The organism is Streptomyces changanensis, assembly GCF_024600715.1.
GTDB lineage: Bacteria > Actinomycetota > Actinomycetes > Streptomycetales > Streptomycetaceae > Streptomyces > Streptomyces changanensis.
Window position 1 is genome coordinate 4,261,921 of record NZ_CP102332.1, and the last position, 16,203, is coordinate 4,278,123.

Here is a 16,203-nt window from a genome sequence, read left to right on the forward strand (position 1 = left end):
CCGTCGCGGGCGCCCGGCGGTACACCCGCGCGGCTCCGATCCGGCTCCCCCGCCCGCGACGGCAGGCGGGCGTCAGCGGTCGTCTCAGCCTTGTCCCCGCCAAGCGAGGGGGCGGGATGCCGAAGGTGCCCGAGAGCCGGCGGGTCGGACGCATGGCCGTGAACGAGGTGCGTGCGCTGCTGGAGCGGCACGGGCACATCGTGCAGGAGATCGACGGCGGTAACGACCACGGCGAGGACCTGCACGTCACCTTCGTGCAGGACGGCCGGCGGACAGCGGACTCCGTGGCCCTGCAGGTCAAGGGCGGGATCTCGACGCGTCGTACTGCTCCGCGCTGATCTGGGCGTGCTCCACGCGGGCGCCACCATCTCGGCGGTCATGGTGCCTCCTTCGAGGAGCCTCGACAGTTCCGCGCTGCCGGGCTTCAGCCCAACGGCCTGCGACGCCGAGCCGCGCGATGCCGCAGGAGCGCGCTCGCCTCCCCCTCTGCGCCGCGTCCCCCGTCCCGGCGCACCGGCGGATCCGGGAAGGGCCCGTGCGGGTCCCACCGACCCGGTAGGGCGTTGTGAGAGGCTGGATCACATGAACCGGTTGGCTGGTGTGACCTCGCCGTATCTGCTTCAGCATGCCGACAATCCCGTCGACTGGTGGCCCTGGACGCCGGAAGCGTTCGAGGAGGCGCGACGGCGTGACGTGCCCGTTCTCTTGTCGGTCGGGTACTCGGCGTGCCACTGGTGCCACGTCATGGCGCACGAGTCCTTCGAGGACGAGAAGACCGCGGCGTACCTCAACGAGCACTTCGTCCCCGTCAAGGTCGACCGCGAGGAGCGGCCGGACGTGGACGCCGTGTACATGGAGGCCGTGCAGGCCGCCACCGGGCACGGGGGCTGGCCGATGACGGTCTTCATGACCCCGGACGCCGAGCCCTTCTACTTCGGTACCTACTTCCCGCCCGAGCCGCGCCACGGCTCCCCGTCCTTCCCGCAGGTGCTGGAGGGCGTCGCGGTGGCCTGGCGGGACCGGCGCGACGAGGTGGGCGAGGTCGCGGGGAACATCGTGCGCGAGCTGTCCGGCCGGTCGCTCGCGGTCGCCGGAAAGGGCGTGCCCGGCGAGCAGGAGCTGGCGCAGGCCCTCCTCGGCCTCACCCGCGAGTACGACGAGCGGCACGGCGGCTTCGGCGGGGCGCCGAAGTTCCCGCCGTCGATGACCGTGGAGTTCCTGCTGCGCCACCACGCCCGCACGGGCGCCGAGGGCGCCCTGCAGATGGCCGCCGACACCTGCGAGGCGATGGCGCGCGGCGGCATCTACGACCAGCTGGGCGGGGGCTTCGCCCGGTACTCCGTGGACCGCGAGTGGGTGGTGCCCCACTTCGAGAAGATGCTCTACGACAACGCCCTGCTGTGCCGGGTCTACGCCCATCTGTGGCGGGCCACCGGGAGCGACCTCGCCCGGCGGGTCGCCCTGGAGACGGCCGACTTCATGGTGCGCGAGCTGCGCACCGCCGAGGGCGGCTTCGCGTCCGCGCTGGACGCCGACTCCGACGACGGCACGGGCCGGCACGTCGAGGGCGCCTTCTACGTGTGGACCCCCGCCCGGTTGCGCGAGGTGCTGGGCGACGACGACGCCGCGTACGCGGCGCACCACTACGGCGTCACCGAGGAGGGCACCTTCGAGGAGGGTGCCTCCGTGCTGCGGCTGCCGCAGGACGCCGGGGTGGCGGACGCCGAGCGGCTCGGCCGGATCCGGGAGCGGCTGCTCGCCGCGCGGGCGGAGCGGGCCCGGCCCGGGCGGGACGACAAGGTCGTCGCCGCGTGGAACGGCCTGGCCGTCGCCGCGCTCGCCGAGACCGGCGCGTACTTCGACCGGCCCGACCTCGTCGAGCGGGCCACCGAGGCCGCCGACCTGCTGGTACGGCTCCACCTCGACGAGGCGGGGCGACTGGCGCGCACGTCGAAGGACGGGCGGCGGGGCGCGAACGCCGGGGTGCTGGAGGACTACGGGGACGTCGCGGAGGGCTTCCTCGCGCTGGCGGCGGTCACCGGGGAGGGCGTCTGGCTGGACTTCGCCGGCTTCCTCCTGGACCACGTGCTGGACCGCTTCACCGGCGAGGGCGGGCAGCTGTACGACACCGCCCACGACGCCGAGGCGCTGATCCGCCGCCCGCAGGACCCCACCGACAACGCCACGCCGTCCGGGTGGACCGCCGCGGCCGGGGCGCTGCTGTCGTACGCGGCGCAGACCGGGTCGGAGCCCCACCGCACCGCCGCGGAGCGGGCGCTCGGCGTGGTGCAGGCGCTCGGGCCGCGCGCGCCCCGGTTCGTCGGCTGGGGGCTGGCGGTGGCGGAGGCGGTGCTGGACGGCCCGCGAGAGGTCGCGGTCGCCGGTCCGCGCGGCGAGGACGCCACGCGCGCGCTGCACCGGGCCGCGCTGCTCGGCACGGCCCCGGGCGCGGTGGTCGCCGTGGGGGAGCCGGACGGTGAGGAGTTCCCGCTGCTGCGCGACCGGCCCCTGGTGGACGGCAGGCCCGCGGCGTACGTGTGCCGCCACTTCACCTGCGACGCCCCGACGACCGACCCGGACCGGCTGGCGGAGCTGCTCTCCCGCTGACCGCGCGGCACCGCACGGCGACGGCCCCCGGGACGCCCCGGGGGCCGTCGCCGTGCCGCTCGTGCCGCTCGTGCCGCTCGTGCCGCTCGTGCCGCTCGTGCCGTAACGCCCGTGCCGCGCCTTGCTGCTGTGCCGTGGTCCGCCGCCGCGCGGGGCTACGCGTGGCGGTAGGCCACGAGCGAGATGCCCACGTAGTGGACGACGAACGCGGCCAGCGTGAGCAGGTGGAACACCTCGTGGAAGCCGAACCAGCGGGGCGAGGGGTTCGGCCGCTTGATCCCGTACACCACGCCGCCGGCGCTGTAGAGGAGCCCGCCGACCACGACCAGGACGAGGACGGCGACGCCGCCCGTCCGCAGGAAGTCCGGCAGGAAGAAGACGGCCGCCCACCCCATCGCGATGTAGCACGGCGTGTACAGCCAGCGGGGCGCCCCGACCCAGAAGACGCGGAAGGCTATGCCCGCCACCGCCGCCGCCCAGACGGCCCACAGCAGCACCCGGCCGGTGGACCCGGGGAGCAGGAGCAGCGTCAGCGGGGTATACGTGCCCGCGATGATCAGGAAGATGTTGGCGTGGTCCAGTCGGCGCAGCACCGCCGTGGCGCGCGGCCCCCAGTCGCCCCGGTGGTACAGCGCGCTGATGCCGAAGAGGAGGCAGGCGGTGAGCGTGTAGACGGCGCAGGCGAGCCGGCCTCGCGCGGAGTCGGCGAGTGCCGTGAGGGCGAGCCCGGCGACCAGCACGGCCGGGAACATCGCGGCGTGCAGCCAGCCCCGGAGCAGCGGTTTCAGCAGGGACGCGGTCGTCGCGCTGTCGGAGTCGGTCTCGTCGGTCACGGCGGCGGCGGTCATGCCGAAATGCTACCTACGGTCCAGTAGCCGCCCGCACGGGGCAGCGGACACAAGTGGCGATGCTCACGTGAGAGGCCCTCTGGACATATGCGCATTCACGTCGGATGATCAAATGAGTGCGGTCGGCACCGGATGAGCGCAAGGGGTAGCGAGAACAGCGCAGCGTCCGGGTCGCAGCCCCCACGGGGCAACAACCACAAACCCCTCAACAAGGAGCAACCGTGGCGCGCGACAACGCGGCTCCCAGCACCCCGGCCCCCACCCAGCACCAGGCGCTCGTCGCCTGGGTCGACGAGATCGCAGCGATCACCCAGCCCGACGCAGTCGTGTGGTGCGACGGGTCCGAGGCCGAGTACGAGCGCCTGTGCGAGGAGCTCGTCGCCAAGGGCACCTTCCGGAAGCTGGACCCGACGCTGCGCCCGAACTCGTACTACGCCGCGTCCGACCCGACCGACGTCGCGCGCGTCGAGGACCGCACCTTCATCTGCTCCGAGAAGGAGGAGGACGCCGGCCCGACCAACCACTGGAAGGCCCCGGCGGAGATGAAGGAGCTCTTCGCCGGCGAGCGGGGCATCTTCCGCGGCGCGATGCGCGGCCGCACGATGTACGTGGTGCCGTTCTGCATGGGCCCCGTCGGTTCGCCGCTCTCCGCGATCGGCGTCGAGATCACCGACTCCGCGTACGTCGCCGTCTCGATGCGCACCATGACCCGCATGGGCCGGGACGTCCTGGACGAGCTGGGCGACGACGGCTTCTTCGTCAAGGCCGTGCACACCCTCGGCGCCCCGCTGGAGCCCGGCCAGGCCGACGTGCCGTGGCCGTGCAACAGCACGAAGTACATCTCCCACTTCCCCGAGACCCGCGAGATCTGGTCCTACGGCTCCGGCTACGGCGGCAACGCCCTGCTCGGCAAGAAGTGCTACGCCCTGCGCATCGCGTCCGTCATGGCCCGCGACGAGGGCTGGCTCGCCGAGCACATGCTCATCCTGAAGCTGACCCCGCCGCAGGGCGAGTCGAAGTACGTCGCCGCCGCCTTCCCGTCCGCGTGCGGCAAGACGAACCTCGCGATGCTGGAGCCCACGATCTCCGGCTGGACCGTCGAGACGATCGGCGACGACATCGCCTGGATGCGCTTCGGCGAGGACGGCCGCCTCTATGCCATCAACCCCGAGGCCGGCTTCTTCGGCGTCGCGCCCGGCACCGGCGAGCACACCAACGCCAACGCCATGAAGACCCTGTGGGGCAACGCCGTCTTCACCAACGTCGCGCTCACCGACGACGGCGACGTGTGGTGGGAGGGCATGACCGAGGAGGCGCCGAAGCACCTCACGGACTGGAAGGGCAACGACTGGACGCCCGAGTCCGCGACGCCGGCCGCCCACCCCAACGCCCGCTTCACCGTGCCCGCCGCGCAGTGCCCGATCATCGCGCCCGAGTGGGAGGACCCCAAGGGCGTGCCGATCTCGGCGATCCTCTTCGGCGGCCGCCGCGCCTCCGCGGTCCCGCTGGTCACCGAGTCGTTCGACTGGCAGCACGGCGTCTTCCTCGGCGCGAACGTCGCCTCCGAGAAGACCGCCGCCGCCGAGGGCAAGGTCGGCGAGCTGCGCCGCGACCCCTTCGCGATGCTGCCGTTCTGCGGGTACAACATGGGCGACTACATGGCCCACTGGATCAAGGTCGGCAAGGACGCGGACGCGTCGAAGCTGCCGAAGATCTACTACGTGAACTGGTTCCGCAAGGACGACGCGGGCCGGTTCGTCTGGCCCGGCTTCGGCGAGAACAGCCGCGTCCTGAAGTGGATCGTCGAGCGTCTCGACGGCCGCGCCGAGGGCGTCGAGACGCCGATCGGCGTCCTGCCGACCCGGGAGGCCCTGGACACCGCCGGTCTCGACCTGCCCGAGGAGGACCTCGACTTCCTGCTCAAGGTCGACCCCGAGGTCTGGCGCGAGGAGGCCGCCCTGATCCCCGGGCACCTGGAGACCTTCGGCGACCACACCCCGAAGGAGCTGTGGGACGAGTACCGCGCGCTCGTCGCGCGCCTGGGCTGACGCGGCCCACCCCGGACCCGCGGCCGGGCCGTACGACAACGCCCTGACCTGTGGAGTCATCCCGGCCGGCCGCGGCTGACGACCCCCGGAACGACATCGGCGTCGTTCCGGGGGTCTTTCGCGTGCGGGCGCGGGCGCGGGACGCCGCCGGCGCCGTCCGCGCCGCGCCGGGCCGGGCCGCGGGCAGGGCGGCGTGCGGGCCCGCCGGGTGCCCGGTGGGCGCGGCGGGGAGGGTGGCACCCGGTCCGCGTGCCTCGTCGGTCGCGGACCGGGGCCGTCAGGGGGCGCCGACGAAGCTGCCCTCGCCGGACGCGGCGGCGTGCGCGTCCATCCGTTCGGCGGCGAGGATCGCGGCGGCGGTGTCGGCACGGGAGGCCGCGACGACCAGGGCCCGTCCGGCCAGCGCGTGGGCGCGGCGGTGCAGCGAGGACGCGTCGGCGCCGGTCAGCCCGGCGTGCCGGGCCGGCGGGGCGCCGCGCAGTCGGGCCACCTGCCGGGCGATGCGCTCCGCGGCCGGGTCACCGAGCTCGTCGGTGACGGCCAGCAGCGCCGACAGGTGCCCGGCGAGCTGGATGTCCAGCTCCTCCTCGCGCGAGCGGTGCGGGAAGGTGCCGTGGTCGTCGTCGGCCATCCGGTGGACCGACTTGGTGCGGATCGGTTCGTACATGGGACGGCCTCCTGCTGACTGACAGGAGACCATCCTACATTGGATCCAGTCTAAAGTTGAGTCGGGCCCAAGGTGGCGTCGCCACTGCCCGTCAGTGCTGGCCGTAGCCGTCCAGGAAGGTGCCGATACGGGTCACGGCGTCGGTGAGGTCCTTGGTGTTGGGGAGCGTCACGATGCGGAAGTGGTCCGGCTCGCGCCAGTTGAAGCCGGTGCCGTGGACCACCATGATCTTCTCGGCCCGCAGCAGGTCGAGGACCATCTGGCGGTCGTCCTTGATCTTGTAGACGGCCGGGTCGAGGCGCGGGAAGAGGTACAGCGCGCCCTTCGGCTTCACACAGCTCACGCCCGGGATGTCGATCAGCCGCTCGTACGCCGCGTCGCGCTGCTCCAGCAGGCGGCCGCCCGGCGCCACCAGCGCCTCGATCGACTGGCGGCCCTGGAGGGCGGCGGCGATGGCGTGCTGCGCCGGCATGTTGGCGCACAGTCGCATGTTGGCGAGGATCGTCAGCCCCTCGATGTACGAGGAGGCGTGCCCCTTCGGGCCGCAGACCGCCAGCCAGCCGCTGCGGTACCCCGCCACCCGGTAGTTCTTCGACATGCCGTTGAAGGTGAGGCACAGCAGGTCGGGGGCGATGGCGGCGGTCGGCGTGTGGGTGGTGCCGTCGTACAGGATCTTGTCGTAGATCTCGTCCGAGCAGACCACGAGGTTGTGGCGGCGGGCGATCTCCGTGAGGTCGCGCAGCATCTCGTCGTCGTAGACGGCGCCCGTCGGGTTGTTCGGGTTGATGATGACGAGCGCCTTGGTGCGATCGGTGATCTTGCGCTCGATGTCGGCGAGGTCCGGCATCCAGTCCGACTGCTCGTCGCACCGGTAGTGCACCGGAGTGCCGCCCGACAGGGCCACGGAGGCCGTCCACAGCGGGTAGTCCGGCGCCGGGACGAGGACCTCGTCGCCGTCGTCGAGCAGCGCCTGCATCGCCATCTGGATGAGCTCGGAGACGCCGTTGCCGATGTAGACGTCCTCGACGGAGAGCGGGATGCCCCGCGTCTCGTAGTGGCTCATGACCGCGCGGCGCGCCGCGAGCAGGCCCTTGGCGTCCCCGTAGCCGTGCGCGTCGCCGAGGTTGCGGAGCATGTCCTCGAGGATGGCGGGCGGGCACTCGAAGCCGAAGGCGGCGGGGTTGCCGGTGTTCAGCTTCAGGACGCGGTGGCCCGCCGCCTCCAGCCGCATCGCCTCGTCCAGCACGGGGCCGCGGATTTCGTAACAGACGTTGGCGAGCTTCGTGGACTGGATGACCTGCATGCCCGCGAGCTTACGGTCGCGGCGGTGGGCGCGCCTCGTGTTTTGTGCCACGTCCCTCCCCGGCGGACGTGGCCGGCGGACGTCCGGCCGTGCCCGAGCGGGCGTGCGGCGCGGGCCCTGGGCGGGCGTCCGGCGGGCGTCCGGTCGGGGCGGGGGGCGTCGGGGCGCGGCCCCTTCCGCTCGCCCGAACGGGCGGCGGGCCGGGGGTGCGGCCGAAAACCCTCTCTTGTCGCGGACATGCCCATTCCTGAGAATGCGCGTGACCATCCGTCGCAGGAGGGACCCCCCACATGAAGAAGCCCCTCGCCGGTGCGCTGCTCGCCCTGGCACTGCTCGGCCTCGGCTCCGCGCCGGCGGAGGCGGCGGGCCCGCGGCCCCCCGCACCGCCCGCGGCCACCACCGCGTCCACCACCCCCACCGCCCCGGCCGCGGCCGCCGCCCCGGCCGCCGCCGTCGACTTCGCCGGCACCGTGGCGCTCAGCAACTGCTCCGGCTCCGTCGTGCGGCTGCCCCAGTCGCGCCCCGACGACCGCGCGCTGGTGCTCTCCAACGGCCACTGCCTGGAGTCCGGCATGCCCGGCCCCGGCGTCGTCGTCGTCAACCGGCCCTCGACCCGCAGCTTCAGCCTCCTGAACGCCGCCGGCACCCGCGTCGCCACCCTCCGGGCCGGCAGGATCGCCTACGCCACGATGACCGACACCGACCTCGCCCTGTACGAGCTGACCAGCACCTACCGGCAGATAGAGGACCGCCACCGCGTCCGCGCCCTCGAACTCGACACCGTCCGGCCCGCCCAGGGCGCCGGCATCGCGGTCGTCTCCGGCTACTGGAAGCGCGTCTACACCTGCGCCGTCGACGGCTTCGCCCACCGCCTCCAGGAGGGCGACTGGACCTGGAAGGACTCCGTCCGGTACACCGCCGCGTGCGACACCGTCGGCGGCACCTCCGGCTCCCCGGTGATCGACACCGCGACGGGCAAGGTCGTCGCCGTGAACAACACCGGCAACGAGTCCGGCGGCCGCTGCACCCTCAACAACCCCTGCGAGGTCGACGCGAACGGCACGGTGACCGTGCGCCGCGGCATCAACTACGCCCAGCAGACGTACACCGTCGCCGCCTGCGTCGGCACCGGCAACGCCGTCGACCTCGGCCGCCCCGGCTGCGCCCTGCCCAAGCCGTAAGCGGCGTCACGGCGGCCGGATCCGGACACGGCGGGAGGGGACCGGCGGCGCCCGGGTAGGTTGACACGTCATGTGGTCCTTGAGGAGCGTCGCCGGTTGCAGGCACCTGGGCGCGGTCGGCTCGCTGGCCGTCGCCCTCGGCGGGTGGGCGGCCGGCACCATGCCGGCCCGCGACCCCTTCGGCCTGTGGTTCCCGCGCGCCGCCGACACGGCCCGCCCCGGCGTCCTGCTGGCCCTGGCCGGGCTGACGCTCCTCGTCGTCGCCTGGTGGCGGTACGGCCGGCTGGTCGCCGACGGCGCCGACGTCCGGGTCCGGTCCACCGCCGTCACGCTCGTGTGGTGGACCGCCCCGCTCCTCCTCGCCCCGCCGCTCTACAGCGCCGACGTGTACAGCTACGTCGCCCAGGGCGCCATGGTCCTGGAGGGGCACGACGTGTACCGCCACGGCCCGTCCGTCCTCGCCCCCGACGGCATCGGCGGGGCCGCGGCCGCGAGCGTCGGCGGCCACTGGACCGAGACGCCCGCCCCGTACGGGCCGGTCTTCCTCCTCCTCGCCAAGGCGGTCGCCGCGGCCACCGCCGGACACCTGCTGCCCGCCGTCCTGGCCCTGCGGCTGCTGTCGCTCGCCGCGCTCGCCCTGCTCTTCTGGGCCGTGCTGCGGCTCGCGCCGCGCGCCTCCACCGCGGGGGCCCTCTGGCTCGGCGTCCTCAACCCCCTGCTCCTCCTCCACGTCGTCGGCGGACTGCACAACGACGGCCTGATGGTGGGCCTGCTCCTCGCCGGCACCGCCCTCGCCGTGCGCCGCGGCCGCTGGGTCGCGGGGAGCGCCCTGGTCGCCCTCGCCGTGATGATCAAGTCACCGGCGGCGCTGGCGCTGCTCTTCATCGGCGTCGTCGTCGGCCGGGAGACGGCCGGCCCCCTCATACGGAGGGCCGCCAAGGGCGTCCTCGGGCCGGGCGCCGTGGCCGCGGCCGTCGCCGTCGGCGCCACGCTGTGCGCCGGCACCGGCTTCGGCTGGCTGCGCACCCAGAGCGTCGCCGGGAGCATCCACACCGCGCTCTCCCTCACCAGCGACCTCGGCGTCGCCCTCGGCGAGACCATGTACTTCCTGTCCGGCGCCGAGACGGACCCCGTCAAGCGCGCCGTCCAGGCCATGGGCCTCACGCTCGCCCTCGCCCTCATCGCCTACCTCGCCTCGTGCACGGCCCGCCGCATGCTCGACCCGCTGCACGCGCTCGGCCTCGCCCTCCTCGCCCTGGTCGCGCTCTCCCCGATGGTGCAGCCCTGGTACGTCCTGTGGGCCGTGCCGCTGCTCGCCGCGACCGCCTGGAACGGCCGCGCGGGCCGCGCGCTCGCCATCCTGTCGGCGGCCCTCGTGTACGTGACGGCGCCCGACGGCCGCACCCCCGCCTACGGGTTCGCCCTGGCCGTCGTGGCGTGCGTGATCGGCGGGCAGCTGCTGCTGCGCCGCTCCGACTTCGCCGCCGGCGTGTGGCTGCCGTCCCCGCGCCGCCCCGAGGACCGCGAGCCCTCCCGCGCCTGACCCCGGCCCGTACCCGTACCCCCGCCCGGGGCGCCCGGCGGCGCGGTCACGGCGTGCGGCGGACCGAGCGCCCCGCCAGCACGTCGGTACGCCGCCCGTCGCGCACCGCGAACCGCCCGTCGACCAGGACGTGCGGGATCCCCACCGGCAGGGTGCGCGGCGCGGCGAACGTGGCACCCGCCGCCACCGTGTCCGGGTCGAACAGCACCAGGTCCGCGCGGTACCCGACCCGTACGAGCCCCCGGTCCGGCAGCCGCAGCCGCGCCGCCGGACGGGACGTCAGGTGGGCGACGGCCTCCTCCAGCGACAGCACGGCCAGCTCCCGCACGTACCGCCCCAGGTAGTGCGGGAACGTGCCGTAGGCGCGCGGGTGGGGCTTCGCGCCGTGCAGGATGCCGTCCGAGCCGCCGGTGTGCGCCCGGTGGCGCATGATCGCCCGTACGTTCCCCTCGTGGCCGACGTGCTGGAGGACCGCCGTGCCGAGCCGGTCGGCGACCAGCAGCCGCCGGGCCGCCGCCCAGCCGGGCAACCGCGTGCCGACGTACGCCGCCAGCGCCGGGTCGGACACGCCCGACACCTCGACGGACGCCCAGTCGACCGGCACGCCGTGGCAGCCGTCCGAGCCGGTCACCTCCAGGGCGTACCGGATCCGCTCGGCCGTCGCGTCGTCCCGCAGCCGGGCCAGCAGCGCCCGCGGGCCGCCCTCGTGGGCCCAGCCGGGCAGGAGCGCGGCGAGCGTCGTGCAGCCCGGCGTGTACGGGTAGGTGTCCAGCGAGACGTCGACGCCGTCCGCGAGCGCCGCGTCCAGCAGCGTCAGCAGCTCGGGCGCCCGGCCCTCGTTGACGCCGAAGTTCAGCGTCGCGTGCGCCAGGTGCAGCGGGCAGCCCGTCGCCCGCGCCAGGTCCAGCATCTCGGCGTACGCCGCCAGGGCGCCCGCCCCGTACGAGCGGTGGTGCGGGCAGTAGTAGCCGCCGTGCCGGGCCACGACCCGGCACAGCGCGGCCAGTTCGGCGCCGTCCGCGTACATGCCGGGCGGGTACGTCAGCCCCGACGACATGCCGACCGCGCCCTGTGCCAGGCCCTCGGCGACCAGCCGCCGCATCCGGTCCAGCTCGGCGCCGGTCGCCGGGCGGTCCGTCCAGCCGACGGCGTACGCGCGGACCGTGCCCTGGGGCACCAGGTAGGCGGCGTTCACGGCGACGCCCTCGCCGTCGAAGCCCCGGTCCAGCCGGTCCAGGTACCCGCCGACGGTCCGCCAGTCCACGTCGACGTCGGCGCCGTCGCCGTTCCAGCCGCCGATCGCCGCGCGGACCTCGTCGAGCGTGCGGTCGTCCACCGGCGCGTACGACAGGCCGTCCTGGCCCAGGACCTCCAGCGTCACGCCCTGCGCGACCTTCGCCTCGTGCGCCGGATCGCGCAGCAGGGCCAGGTCGCTGTGGGCGTGCATGTCGACGAAGCCGGGGGAGAGGGCGAGCCCCGCCGCGTCCAGGACGCGTGCGCCGAACAGCGCCGGCTCGCCCTCGCGGCGCACCGCGGCGATCCGGCCCCGGTCGACGCCGACGTCCGCGCGGTAGGCCCGGCCGCCGGTGCCGTCGACGACCCGTGCGTCCCTGATGACCAGCTCCACCGCCCGCCGCCCCTCCCGCCGCCCCGCGCGTCACCGCCGTGCCTCGTGCCCGCCGTGCGTCCCGCGTCCGCCGCCCCTCCCGCGCCGTGCGTCCCGCGTCCGCCGTGGTGGTCAGAAGAAGGTGCGGACGTAGTCGACGACCGTGCCGTCGCCCTCCACCAGGGGGATGAGCGGCCACTTCTCGAACACCGTGCACGGGTGGGCCAGCCCGAGGGCCACCCAGTCGCCGACCTCCGGCAGCGCGCCCCCGGGCTCGGCGCGCACCCACGCGTGCTGGTCCGACAGCGCGGTCACCGTCAGCCCGTCCGCCGCGCGCTCGGTGCCGTCCCGGCCGGAGCGCACCCGCCGCGGCACGGGCAGCGCCAGGTCGTACGACACGTCCCGCTTGCCGGCGTTGAGGAACGCCTCGTCCGGCGTCGGCCGTGACACCACCTGCGCCCACAGCAGGAACGCCGGCTCCAGCGCCCCCTCCTCCGGGACCCGGTTGAACGGCGTCAGCCGCTCGTAGTGCCCGTGGTCGTGCGAGACGTACGCGCCCGAACGCAGCAGCCTCAGCACGGGCGCCGACAGCGGCGGCAGCTCGGCGAGGACGTCGGCGACGGCGTCGAACCACTCGCTGCCGCCCGCGCTCACCACGATCTCGCCCGCGTCCGCGAACAGCCCCGCGCCGTCCAGCCGGACCGCGAGCCCGGTCAGCCGCCGCAGCCACGCCCGCACCGTCTCCGGCGACGCCCCCGGCACCTGCGCCTCGTACCCGGCGACGCCGACCAGCCGTAGCGCCGCCGCGCCCGCCACCGCCCCGGCGACCTCGACGGCCTCCGCCTCCGTGCGCACCCCGGTCCGCGCGCCCTCGCCCGCCGCCAGCTCCACCACGACGTCCACCGGCCGCGGCGACCCGGCCAGCGCGCGGTCCATCAGCTCGACGCCGCGCACCGAGTCGACGTAGCAGACGAACCGGAACTCCGGGTCGGCCGCCAGCTGCCCGGTGATCCAGCGCAGGGCGGCCGCGTCGACCAGCTCGTTGGCGAGGAACACCCGCCGCACCCCGAACGCCCGGCACACCCGTACCTGGTGCGGGACGGCCACCGTGATGCCCCAGGCCCCGTGGGCCAGCTGACGGGCGAACAGCCCAGGAGCCATCGTCGTCTTGCCGTGCGGCGCGAAGGCCAGGCCGTGACGGGCGGAGTACGCCCCGAGCAGGGCCAGGTTGTGCTCCAGCGCCCCGGCGGAGAGGGTCAGGACCGGCGTGGTGAAGCCGTCGGTGAAGACGTTGCGCCGCTGGGCGGCCAGTTCGCCGACCGTGAGGCCGTCGGCGTCCGGCGGGAGCCCCTTGAAGCGGTGATCCAGCCGCTCGTCCGCCAAGCGTGCGGCGAGCACGTCCGGGCCCGGCTGTCCGGCGGCCATCCGGCCTCCCTCCCCGTTGCGTGTCGCGCAACGGTCATTGCGTCGGTCGCTGACCGGTGTCTAACATCCCGGCCGGCGCGGGGTCAACGGCCCCGGCCCCGGAGGAGGCGACCGTGACGGCAGCACCCGACGTCGACGTGGTCTGCCTGGGCGAGTCCATGGTGGCCCTCCTGCCGTCCCGTCCCGGCCGCCTCGCCGACACCCCCTCCTTCACCCGGTCCGTCGGCGGTGCCGAGTCCAACGTCGCCTGCGCCCTGGCCGCCGCCGGACACCGTGTCCGCTGGATCAGCCGCGTGGGCGCCGACGGCTTCGGCGACCACCTGCTCGCCGCGGTCGCCGCGCACGGCGTGGACGTCTCGGCCGTCCGCCGGGACCCCCACCGCCCGACCGGCGTCTACTTCCGCACCGCCGCGGACCGGGCCGACCCCGCGTACGAGGTCGTCTACCACCGGGCCGGCTCGGCCGCGTCGGCGATGTCCCCGCACACGGTCCCGTACGAGGAGGCCGCCGCGGGTCGCGTCCTGCACCTGTCCGGCATCACCGCGGCGCTCTCGCCGGGCTGCCGCGCCCTGGTGGCCGCCCTCACCGCGCGCCGCCCCGGCCGGCCCCGGCCCCTGGTCTCCTTCGACCTCAACCACCGACCGGCCCTGTGGCCGGACCCGGCGACCGCCCGCCGCGCCCTGGGCGGGGCGGCCCGCGGCGCCGACCTGGTCTTCGCCGGGGCCGACGAGGCCGCGCAAGCCCTCGGACCGCGCGGCGCGGACGCGTTGCGCGCGGCGCTCCCCGAACCGGACGTGCTGGTCGTCAAGGAGGGCGCCCGCGGCGCGACCCTCTTCGCCCGCACCCCGCCCACCGGCCCCCCACCCACCCGCGCGGTGACGGCCGCCCCGCCCGGAGCCACCGCGCCCGGAGCCACCGCGCGCGGGGCCACCGTGCCCGGGGCCACCGCCAAGGCCCCTGCGGGTGGCGCCGCCACGCGCCGGGCCACCTCGGCGGGCGCCCCCCTCCGCATCCCCGACGTGCGGATCTCCGTCCCCGCGCCCCGTGTCGACGTCGTCTCGTACGCCGGCGCCAGCGACGCGTTCGCCGCCGGGTTCCTGGGGGCGACGCTGCGGGGGCTGCCGCTCGCCGCCCGGCTGCGCCACGGCCACCTGGCCGCCGCCGCCGCGCTCACCGCCCCCGGCGACCTCGCCCCCGTCCCGGACGGCGCCCTCGTCGACCGGCTGGCCGGGCTGGACGGGACCGCGTGGGGGAGACTGCGTCTCGGTCCCGGCTGGACGGACGCGGGACCGGACGACGAGGAGGTACGCACGCGATGAGCCAGAGCGTCGACCGGGCTTTGAGCATCCTGCCGCTGCTCGCCCGGGGCCCCGCCGACCTCGGGCAGGTCGCCGAGCGGCTCGGCGTCCACAAGTCGACCGCCCTGCGGCTGCTGCGCACGCTCCACGAGCACGGACTCGTCCACCGCCGGCAGGACCAGCGGTACCGGCTCGGCGCCCGCCTCTTCGCGCTCGCCCAGGAGGCCGCGGAGAGCCTGGACGTCCGGGAGAGCGCCCGCCCGCACCTCGTACGCCTCAACGAGGAGACCGGCCACACCGTGCACCTCGCGGTGCGCGAGGGGGACGAGGTCGTGTACGTCGACAAGATCGACAGCCGGTACCCCGTGCGCATGTACTCGCGGATCGGCCGCCCCGTCGCGATCACCGTCGCCGCCGTCGCGAAGGTCCTCCTCGCCGACCTGCCCGAGCCGGAGCGCCACGCGCTCACCGACCGGCTCGACTACCCGCCGTACACGCCGCGTTCGACGCCGAACGCCGCCGCCTTCCGGACCGAGCTGGCCACCGTCCGCGAGCAGGGCTGGGCCGCGGACCTCGGCGGCCACGAGGAGTCCATCAACTGCGTCGCCGCACCGGTCCGGGGACCCGACGGGCGTGTCGCCGCCGCCCTGTCGATCTCCGCGCCCAACGTGGTCGTCACGGCCGACGGACTCCTCGCGCTCCTGCCCCTGGTGCGCCGCACCGCCGAGGCCGCCGGCCACGACCACTCCGGCACCACCCCACCGAAGGACGCCGCATGAGCGAGAAGACCGCCGTCACCCCGCCCACCCACACCACCCCTCCGGCCCGCTTCTCCCACGGCGTGCGCAAGGGCGGCCTGCTCCAGGTCGCCGGCCAGGTCGGCTTCCTCCCGGCCGCCCCCGGCGAGCCGCCCGCCGTCGCCGGGCCGACCCTGCGCGAGCAGACCCTCCAGACCCTCGCCAACGTCGAGGCCGTCCTCCGGGAGGGCGGCGCCACCTGGGACGACGTGGTGATGACGCGCGTCTACCTCACGCACACCGACCACTTCGCCGAGCTGAACGCCCTCTACGACGAGTACCTCGCGGGCGTCGCCGTCCCGCCCGCCCGCACCACCGTCTACGTCGGCCTGCCCACCGGGCTCCTCGTGGAGATCGACGCCCTCGCGGTCCTCGGCTGACGCCGGGGCCTCACCGCACCCGCGCGCAGACCACGGCGCGCCCGTCGTCCACCGCCCAGTACCCGTACCGGGCGCCGTCGTTCCCGCGGTCGACGCGGCCGTCCGGGCTCCGCCTCCCGTTGCCGGGCCCGCTCCTGCTCCGCCTCCCGCTGCTGCGCCTCCGCGCGCTGCCGCTCGCGTTCCCGCTCCCGTTGCCCGGTGTCGGCGCGCGTCGGGCCGGGGGGCGGGACCGGGGCCGCGCGGTCGTCCGCCGCCGGCGGCGTCCCGGGGCCGGCGGGCAGGGCGCGCCGCCACTCCTCGCCGCGCCGCTCGTACGTGGCGATCGGCTCCGTCCAGCGCGGCGGCAGCCGGCGGCTCCCGCCGCGCGGGGTCGGCAGGCGGCGCAGCTCCGCCAGGAACCGGTCCAGCACGTCCGCCGGGCGCGGCCGGTCCGAGGGCTCCACGGCGAGGCAGGGGCGCACCAGCGGCAGCCCTGCCCCCGTCATACCGCCGTCCCCTCC

At 75.3% G+C, this 16,203-nt stretch carries 14 protein-coding genes; 8 read left to right on the forward strand and 6 right to left on the reverse strand.

Annotated features, from left to right (window positions below):
- The first annotated feature begins 116 nt into the window (after positions 1 to 116).
- Both NRO40_RS19075 and NRO40_RS19080 read left to right on the forward strand, forming a co-directional pair.
- Positions 117 to 338, forward strand: coding sequence for a DUF4365 domain-containing protein (locus tag NRO40_RS19075; RefSeq protein WP_058941500.1), 222 nt, complete (start codon positions 117 to 119; stop codon positions 336 to 338).
- Positions 339 to 582: 244 nt separating this feature from the next.
- Positions 583 to 2,607, forward strand: coding sequence for a thioredoxin domain-containing protein (locus NRO40_RS19080; protein ID WP_058941501.1), 2,025 nt, complete (start codon positions 583 to 585; stop codon positions 2,605 to 2,607).
- A 155-nt stretch (positions 2,608 to 2,762) separates the two neighbouring features.
- On the opposite strand, the gene trhA is transcribed toward NRO40_RS19080, so the two are convergent.
- Positions 2,763 to 3,455: a PAQR family membrane homeostasis protein TrhA gene (gene trhA / locus NRO40_RS19085; protein ID WP_058941502.1), complete on the reverse strand. Its 693-nt coding sequence runs from the start codon at positions 3,453 to 3,455 to the stop codon at positions 2,763 to 2,765.
- Between the two features lie 221 nt (positions 3,456 to 3,676).
- On the opposite strand from trhA, the gene NRO40_RS19090 reads away from it, so the two are divergent.
- Positions 3,677 to 5,503 carry a phosphoenolpyruvate carboxykinase (GTP) gene (locus NRO40_RS19090; RefSeq protein WP_058941503.1) on the forward strand — a complete coding sequence of 609 codons (1,827 nt, stop codon included), beginning with the start codon at positions 3,677 to 3,679 and terminating at the stop codon, positions 5,501 to 5,503.
- 277 nt (positions 5,504 to 5,780) lie between these two features.
- Here the strand turns inward: NRO40_RS19090 and NRO40_RS19095 are convergent, their stop codons facing one another.
- Positions 5,781 to 6,170, reverse strand: coding sequence for an SCO4983 family protein (locus NRO40_RS19095; RefSeq protein WP_058941504.1), 390 nt, complete (start codon positions 6,168 to 6,170; stop codon positions 5,781 to 5,783).
- Between the two features lie 91 nt (positions 6,171 to 6,261).
- On the reverse strand, positions 6,262 to 7,473 hold the full coding sequence (locus tag NRO40_RS19100; protein ID WP_058941505.1) for a pyridoxal phosphate-dependent aminotransferase: 1,212 nt from the start codon (positions 7,471 to 7,473) through the stop codon (positions 6,262 to 6,264).
- Between the two features lie 290 nt (positions 7,474 to 7,763).
- Between NRO40_RS19100 and NRO40_RS19105 the strand changes: the two genes are divergently transcribed.
- Complete coding sequence (locus tag NRO40_RS19105) at positions 7,764 to 8,654, forward strand: S1 family peptidase (RefSeq protein WP_058941506.1); 891 nt, start codon at positions 7,764 to 7,766, stop codon at positions 8,652 to 8,654.
- A 70-nt stretch (positions 8,655 to 8,724) separates the two neighbouring features.
- On the forward strand, positions 8,725 to 10,197 hold the full coding sequence (mptB, locus tag NRO40_RS19110) for a polyprenol phosphomannose-dependent alpha 1,6 mannosyltransferase MptB (protein WP_058941507.1): 1,473 nt from the start codon (positions 8,725 to 8,727) through the stop codon (positions 10,195 to 10,197).
- A gap of 46 nt (positions 10,198 to 10,243) precedes the next feature.
- Here mptB and NRO40_RS19115 read toward each other — a convergent pair whose 3' ends face one another.
- Together NRO40_RS19115 and NRO40_RS19120 are read right to left on the reverse strand one after the other, a co-directional pair.
- The gene (locus NRO40_RS19115; RefSeq protein ID WP_058941508.1) at positions 10,244 to 11,824 is read right to left on the reverse strand and encodes an N-acyl-D-amino-acid deacylase family protein; all 1,581 of its coding nucleotides are present in this window, start codon (positions 11,822 to 11,824) and stop codon (positions 10,244 to 10,246) included.
- A gap of 111 nt (positions 11,825 to 11,935) precedes the next feature.
- Positions 11,936 to 13,228: an alanine racemase gene (locus tag NRO40_RS19120; protein ID WP_058941509.1), complete on the reverse strand. Its 1,293-nt coding sequence runs from the start codon at positions 13,226 to 13,228 to the stop codon at positions 11,936 to 11,938.
- A gap of 113 nt (positions 13,229 to 13,341) precedes the next feature.
- Here NRO40_RS19120 and NRO40_RS19125 point away from each other — a divergent pair, with 113 nt between their 5' ends.
- The 3 genes from NRO40_RS19125 to NRO40_RS19135 are packed head-to-tail and all read left to right on the forward strand — an operon-like array spanning position 13,342 to position 15,703.
- Complete coding sequence (locus NRO40_RS19125) at positions 13,342 to 14,547, forward strand: sugar kinase (RefSeq protein WP_306674880.1); 1,206 nt, start codon at positions 13,342 to 13,344, stop codon at positions 14,545 to 14,547.
- Entirely contained in the window at positions 14,544 to 15,305 is a 762-nt protein-coding gene (locus NRO40_RS19130) for an IclR family transcriptional regulator (protein WP_058941510.1), read from the forward strand. The genes NRO40_RS19125 and NRO40_RS19130 overlap by 4 nt, the downstream gene beginning before the upstream one ends.
- Positions 15,302 to 15,703 (forward strand): RidA family protein, encoded by a 402-nt coding sequence (locus NRO40_RS19135; RefSeq protein ID WP_058941511.1) that lies wholly within the window; start codon positions 15,302 to 15,304, stop codon positions 15,701 to 15,703. The genes NRO40_RS19130 and NRO40_RS19135 overlap by 4 nt, the downstream gene beginning before the upstream one ends.
- Here the strand turns inward: NRO40_RS19135 and NRO40_RS19140 are convergent.
- Complete coding sequence (locus tag NRO40_RS19140) at positions 15,643 to 16,188, reverse strand: hypothetical protein (RefSeq protein ID WP_058941512.1); 546 nt, start codon at positions 16,186 to 16,188, stop codon at positions 15,643 to 15,645. The two genes, NRO40_RS19135 and NRO40_RS19140, sit on opposite strands and share 61 nt — an antisense overlap.
- Positions 16,189 to 16,203: the final 15 nt, after the last annotated feature.

What these genes read in the sequence shown, in the direction of transcription:
- NRO40_RS19075 (WP_058941500.1), top strand. Translation starts at nt 117, where the DNA reads ATGCCGAAGGTGCCCGAGAGCCGGCGGGTCGGACGCATGGCCGTGAAC.
- NRO40_RS19080 (WP_058941501.1), top strand. Translation starts at nt 583, where the DNA reads ATGAACCGGTTGGCTGGTGTGACCTCGCCGTATCTGCTTCAGCATGCC.
- trhA (WP_058941502.1), bottom strand. Translation starts at nt 3,455, where the DNA reads ATGACCGCCGCCGCCGTGACCGACGAGACCGACTCCGACAGCGCGACG.
- NRO40_RS19095 (WP_058941504.1), bottom strand. Translation starts at nt 6,170, where the DNA reads ATGTACGAACCGATCCGCACCAAGTCGGTCCACCGGATGGCCGACGAC.
- NRO40_RS19100 (WP_058941505.1), bottom strand. Translation starts at nt 7,473, where the DNA reads ATGCAGGTCATCCAGTCCACGAAGCTCGCCAACGTCTGTTACGAAATC.
- NRO40_RS19105 (WP_058941506.1), top strand. Translation starts at nt 7,764, where the DNA reads ATGAAGAAGCCCCTCGCCGGTGCGCTGCTCGCCCTGGCACTGCTCGGC.
- mptB (WP_058941507.1), top strand. Translation starts at nt 8,725, where the DNA reads ATGTGGTCCTTGAGGAGCGTCGCCGGTTGCAGGCACCTGGGCGCGGTC.
- NRO40_RS19120 (WP_058941509.1), bottom strand. Translation starts at nt 13,228, where the DNA reads ATGGCCGCCGGACAGCCGGGCCCGGACGTGCTCGCCGCACGCTTGGCG.
- NRO40_RS19130 (WP_058941510.1), top strand. Translation starts at nt 14,544, where the DNA reads ATGAGCCAGAGCGTCGACCGGGCTTTGAGCATCCTGCCGCTGCTCGCC.
- NRO40_RS19135 (WP_058941511.1), top strand. Translation starts at nt 15,302, where the DNA reads ATGAGCGAGAAGACCGCCGTCACCCCGCCCACCCACACCACCCCTCCG.
- NRO40_RS19140 (WP_058941512.1), bottom strand. Translation starts at nt 16,188, where the DNA reads ATGACGGGGGCAGGGCTGCCGCTGGTGCGCCCCTGCCTCGCCGTGGAG.